We start from the raw sequence: 5230 nt of genomic DNA on the forward strand, positions 1-5230 counted from the left end.
CCTCGCCGCCGTTGGTGATCCACTGCTTGGTTCCGTTCAATACAAAATAGTCTCCGTCCTTGACCGCGGTGGTCTGGATGCCGCCGGCGTCCGACCCGGCGTTGGCCTCGGTCAGGCCAAAGGCCCCCAGTTTCTTGCCGCTGGCGATGTCCGGAAGGTATTTCTTCTTCTGCTCCTCGGTGCCGAACAGGATGATGGGGAAGGTTCCCAGCCCGGTGGCGGCAAAGGACAGCGATATCCCCCCGCAGAAGCGTGACAGCTCCTCGGTGGCGATCACCATCTCCATCACCCCGCCGCCCAGGCCGCCGTAGGCCGCCGGGATATAGACCCCGCAGATGTCGGCCTCGGCCAGCAGCTTGATTATGTCCCAGGGGAATTCACCGGTCTCGTCGTAATGCTCGCGCACCGGCTTGATCTTCTCCACCCCTATCTTGTGGCAGAGGTCCTTGATCATCATCTGTTCTTCGGTCAGGTAATAATTCATCATAGCGGTTTCTGATTTCCTTTAATTATTGTGCCTTATGTGCTTTTTGTGGCCAAAGGATATTTGGCTTTATTATGTTTCCGTTTTCAGTTTTTCCAGGGTCTGCTGGGCCGCCAGCTGCTCGGCTTCCTTCTTGGTGCCGGCCCGGGCCAGCCCGTAGCGCTTGCGGGAGATCTTCAACTCCACCTCAAAGGTGCGGTGGTGCTCGGGGCCGGCGTCCGATTTCAGGGTGTACCGGACGGGGCGGTCATCCCGCCGGGACTGCATGTATTCCTGGAGCAGGCCCTTGAAATTCTTGTAGGCCTCGTTGTTGGAAAGATGGATGATCTGCCAGAACAGTGTCTTTTGCAGGAATATCCTGACCGCATTAAGGCCGGAATCCAGGTAATAGGCCGCGATCAGCGATTCCATGGCGTCGCAGAGGATGGAGTCCTTGTAGCGCCCGCCGGAAGAAACCTCCTCCCGTGACATCTCCAGCAGTTCCCCCACCCCCAGTTCCTTGGCCAGCTTGGCCAGTATCTTCTTGCTGACCACCAGTGACCGGACCTCGGTCAGCTGGCCCTCGTCGTCCTTGGGCCGGCTGGTGTAAAGGTATTCGCAGACCAAAAGTCCCAGCACCGAATCGCCCAAAAGCTCCAGCCGTTCGTTGGAATCGATGTGGCGTCCGGCGGCCGAACGGTGTTTAAGGGCCTGGAGATAATAGTCCCGGTTCCTTATCTTCCACCCCAGCCTCTGCCGGATCTTATCCAGGGCCTGCTGGCGTTCCGGGGAGAGTTTTTGGTCCCCGGCGCCGAATAGCTTTTTAAACAATTGGATACCCGGATTGATTTTATAAAGTTTGACTTTTCAACGACAAATAAGATCAAAGCAACGCTTGATCCGGCATCTGCATTATGCTGCAATACATTAAGAAACGTATTCTTTAAATGCCAGGCAAACATTATGTCCGCCGAAACCGAATGAATTGGAAAGCGCCGCCCTGACCTTGGCCGTCCGGGCCTTATTGGGCACGTAATCCAGATCGCATTCCGGATCCGGAGTGGTGTAATTTACGGTGGGATGTATGATCCCGTGCTTGATGGTCAGCACCGTGGCGATGGCCTCCGCCCCGCCGGCTGCGCCCAAAAGATGTCCGGTCATGGATTTGGTCGAGGAAACAGCCAGTTTCCTGGCATGTTCGCCGAACACCGTCTTGATGGCCGCGGTCTCATATTTATCGTTCATGTCGGTGGAAGTACCGTGGGCGTTGATGTAATCAACCTCCTCCGGCTTCAGGTCGCCGGTCCTCAGCGCCATTTTCATGGCCCGGGCCGCTCCCTCTCCTCCGGGGGCCGGTGCCGTCATATGATTGGCATCTCCGCTGGCGCCGTAGCCAACCAGTTCGGCGTATATCTTGGCCCCTCGGGCCTTGGCGTGCTCCAGTTCCTCCAGGATCAGTATCCCGGCGCCCTCGCCCATCACAAAGCCGTCGCGGTCCTTGTCAAAGGGTCTTGAGGCGTGTTCCGGATCGTCGTTCCGCAGGGACAGGGCCCTAAGGGCGCAGAAGCCGGCCAGTGCCAGCGGGGTGATCGGGGCTTCGGACCCGCCGCAGATCATGGCGTCGCTGTCGCCGGTCTGGATGCTCTTCATCGCTTCGCCGATGGCATGGCCGCCCGAGGCGCAGGCCGAGACCGTGGCAAAGTTGGGGCCCTTGGCCCCGAAGGCAATGGAGACCTGCCCGGCTGCCATGTCGCTGATCATCATGGGCACGAAGAACGGCGAGATCCGGTCCGGCCCGGACTGGATCAGCTTGGTGTGCTGCTCCTCCCAGGTCTCGGTGCCGCCGATGCCGGAGCCGATGATCACTCCGGTGCGCTCGGCCAGTTCCCCTTCGATCTTCAGCCCTGAATCCTCGACGGCCATCTTGGCGGCCGCCATGGCGTAATGGGTGTAGCGGTCCATCCGGCGCAGTTCCTTGCGGTCTATGAACTGGGACGGGTCAAAGTTCTTGACCTCGCCGGCGATCCGCGCGCTATATTTTGATACGTCGAACCGGGTGATCTGCCCAATCCCGTTCCGGCCCTCGGTCAGACTTTTCCAAAATTCATCCAGACTGTTTCCCACGGGGGATATGACCCCCATCCCGGTGATGACAACCCTTCGTTTCATAATCTTTTTCTATCTGCCGTTGTTGTTTTTGGTATGGAGAGGCGCCTGCTTTAAAAAGCGCCTCTCCTGTTTCTGCTTGGGATCAGGGTATTTATTTCCCGGCCTTCTCGGCCATCTTCTTTTCGATATATTCCACCGCCACGCCTACCTTGGTAAGCTTTTCGGCTTCGTCGTCCGGGATCTCCATCCCGAATTTCTCTTCCAGGGCCATCACCAGTTCCACGGTGTCCAGTGAATCGGCGCCCAGATCCTCGATGAACGAGGCCTCCATGGTCACCTGCGAAGCGTCCACGCCCAACCGGTCGATGACGATCTTCTTGACATCATCAATTATTGCCATTTGTTTCACCTCCTTTTCAAGTAGTTTATTTAATTGTTGGTATATTTGATATGCTTAATTTCTTTTCACTTTGTCACCCTGAGCGTTGCACTAAGCTTGTCGAAGTGGCGTTGCTCCTTGCCTTGCAAATCGAAGGGTGAACAGGCCATCCCTCAAATAGTCCGGCATGAGAGAAATCTCGGGATGACATTTTAGTCGTTTCGTGCCTTTTCGTGGGGAATCGAAGGGTCACATCACCAATCCGCCGTCCACCTGCAGCACCTGGCCGGTGATATAGGTCGACTGCTCGGAGACCAGGAACAGCACCGCGTTGGCCACGTCGTCCACGCTGCCCATCCGGCCCAGCGGAATGCCCTTCTTGTAGTTCTCCTTCACCTCGTCCGTCAGCTTGGCGGTCATGGCGGTCTCGATGAAGCCCGGGGCGATGGCGTTGCAGGTGATGTTGCGCGAGGCGAATTCCTTGGCGGTGGACTTGGTGAAGGCTATCAGTCCGCCCTTGCTGGCCGCGTAGTTGGACTGCCCGGCGTTGCCCATCACACCGATGACCGATGACATGTTGACTATCCGGCCGTAGCGCTGCTTCATCATGATCCGGGTGACGGCCTTGGTCAGCAGGAAAGCGCCCTTAAGATTGACGTCCAGCACCAGGTCCCAGTCCTTCTCCTCCATCCGCATCATCAGGTTGTCGCGGGTGACCCCGGCATTGTTTATCAGAATGTCAATAGTGTCAAATGTCTCTTGCGTTTGCTTTACGAGGTCTGTGACCTCAGCGGCATCGGCCACATTGCACTTGACTGCGATGGCCTTCCGGCCCAGGGCCTCGATCTCCCTGGCAGTCTTCTCAGCCTCTTCCAGATTGACGTCGCTGACCACGATGTTGGCCCCGGCCTTGGCCAGCGCCAGGGCTATGGATTTGCCTATGCCCTGGGCCGAACCGGTGACAATGGCGTTTCTGTTTTCTAAAATCATTTTTACCTTAAAATAAAGTCTATCATGCTGGTGGTGTTTTTACCCAGTACAAATGTAACCTTGTTAGCAGTATAACCATTTTTTACCGCGTAAACAGTGACACTGTCGCAGACCTTGACATTGCCCAGATCGGTTCCCATAGCATCAGTCATATTGAATACCGAATCAATCGGTAGGTCGCTAATAGTAAAAGCGCCTTGAGCATCGGAGTAGGAATTGACCCGGGAAGAAGCACTGTCAACAATGTTTATAAAAACAGGCTTTGAATATCTGAAGGTTGAATCGTGCCGGGCAAAAGTTAATTCAGAGGTAAAATAACCCGAAGCCAAAGACGCGCTATAATCGTCTTTTCCGTCCCACATTACCGAATGTAAACCAGTCACAAATAATTGGTTTACAAGTGTTCTAACTGTTTGGTCTTTTTGCTTTATTGCCAGCAAAACCTGACTGCTACAGGCTAAAGAGTAAACAAAAGCTGTGCTTCCACTAAATGGACAAGGGGATGCAGAATTAAAAACATCATTGTATGTAGGTAACGGGCCTATTTGTATAATACTATAATCATATCTATGCCCAGTTCTATCAATCACACTCAGCATATAGTAGTATGATTGATTGGCTACAAGTGAACTACTGTCAACATACGTGTAAGTATACCCATACGGATTTACTCCGACGGCAGGAATTTTAGCAATAGTGGCATAATTACTATCTATTTGAATTGATCTTCTTATTTCCCACTCATATGTATCCCATTCACTATCTGTTACCCATCGAAGTTGCACACCACTTGAAGTTCTTATCGCAGTAAAACTCACCAAACTGCAAGGGTCTGTTTTTGCGTTTTGTTTTGAAACGGCAGAAAAATAGTATTTTACTTTTATAGCTGCACTGTCTATTGGATTGCCTGAAGAATCTTTTACTGTTCCCGATATTATGGTGCTTGTGGCAGTATCCAGAGGCGTTTCGGTTGGAACGCTGTCTTTACTGCAACCATAAAAAGCCAGGCCAACCATCAGAATACATAGAAACACATGCTGTTTCATACTGCAACCTCAAACATTTATTACGTTTATTCCTTTAGAGCCTTTCAGACCTTTTTAAGTGCTTCCAGCGTCTCCGCCAGGGTCTTGCTATCCTCCACGTTCAGCACATTGATCTCCGGCGCGATCCGCTTGATCAGCCCCTTCAGCACCCGGCCCGGGCCGCATTCCACCATGGTGGTCACTCCCAGCGAGGCCATCTTCTTTACCGACTCCTCCCAGCGCACCGGCTTTTTTACCTGTTCT

Annotated in this window: 7 protein-coding genes; all 7 read right to left on the reverse strand. The window is 53.6% G+C overall.

Annotation, left to right across the window (positions count from 1 at the left end):
* Positions 1–484, reverse strand: a 484-nt coding sequence (locus Q7U71_00185) for an acyl-CoA dehydrogenase family protein (protein MDO9390178.1), incomplete at its 3' end; no start/stop codon positions are given.
* Positions 485–556: 72 nt separating this feature from the next.
* Positions 557–1294: a ribonuclease III gene (gene rnc, locus Q7U71_00190; protein ID MDO9390179.1), complete on the reverse strand. Its 738-nt coding sequence runs from the start codon at positions 1292–1294 to the stop codon at positions 557–559.
* Between the two features lie 96 nt (positions 1295–1390).
* Positions 1391–2635 (reverse strand): beta-ketoacyl-ACP synthase II, encoded by a 1245-nt coding sequence (fabF, locus tag Q7U71_00195; GenBank protein ID MDO9390180.1) that lies wholly within the window; start codon positions 2633–2635, stop codon positions 1391–1393.
* An 88-nt stretch (positions 2636–2723) separates the two neighbouring features.
* The gene (locus Q7U71_00200; protein MDO9390181.1) at positions 2724–2972 is read right to left on the reverse strand and encodes an acyl carrier protein; all 249 of its coding nucleotides are present in this window, start codon (positions 2970–2972) and stop codon (positions 2724–2726) included.
* A 228-nt stretch (positions 2973–3200) separates the two neighbouring features.
* A complete protein-coding gene (gene fabG, locus Q7U71_00205; protein ID MDO9390182.1) occupies positions 3201–3941 on the reverse strand; it encodes a 3-oxoacyl-[acyl-carrier-protein] reductase in 741 nt (246 codons plus the stop codon).
* 2 nt (positions 3942–3943) lie between these two features.
* Positions 3944–4987 carry a hypothetical protein gene (locus Q7U71_00210; protein ID MDO9390183.1) on the reverse strand — a complete coding sequence of 348 codons (1044 nt, stop codon included), beginning with the start codon at positions 4985–4987 and terminating at the stop codon, positions 3944–3946.
* Between the two features lie 44 nt (positions 4988–5031).
* Positions 5032–5230 (reverse strand): malonyl CoA-acyl carrier protein transacylase (locus Q7U71_00215; GenBank protein MDO9390184.1); only part of this gene is annotated, 199 nt, incomplete at its 5' end.

The organism is bacterium (assembly GCA_030655055.1).
Classification (GTDB): Bacteria; Edwardsbacteria; AC1; order AC1; family EtOH8; genus UBA5202.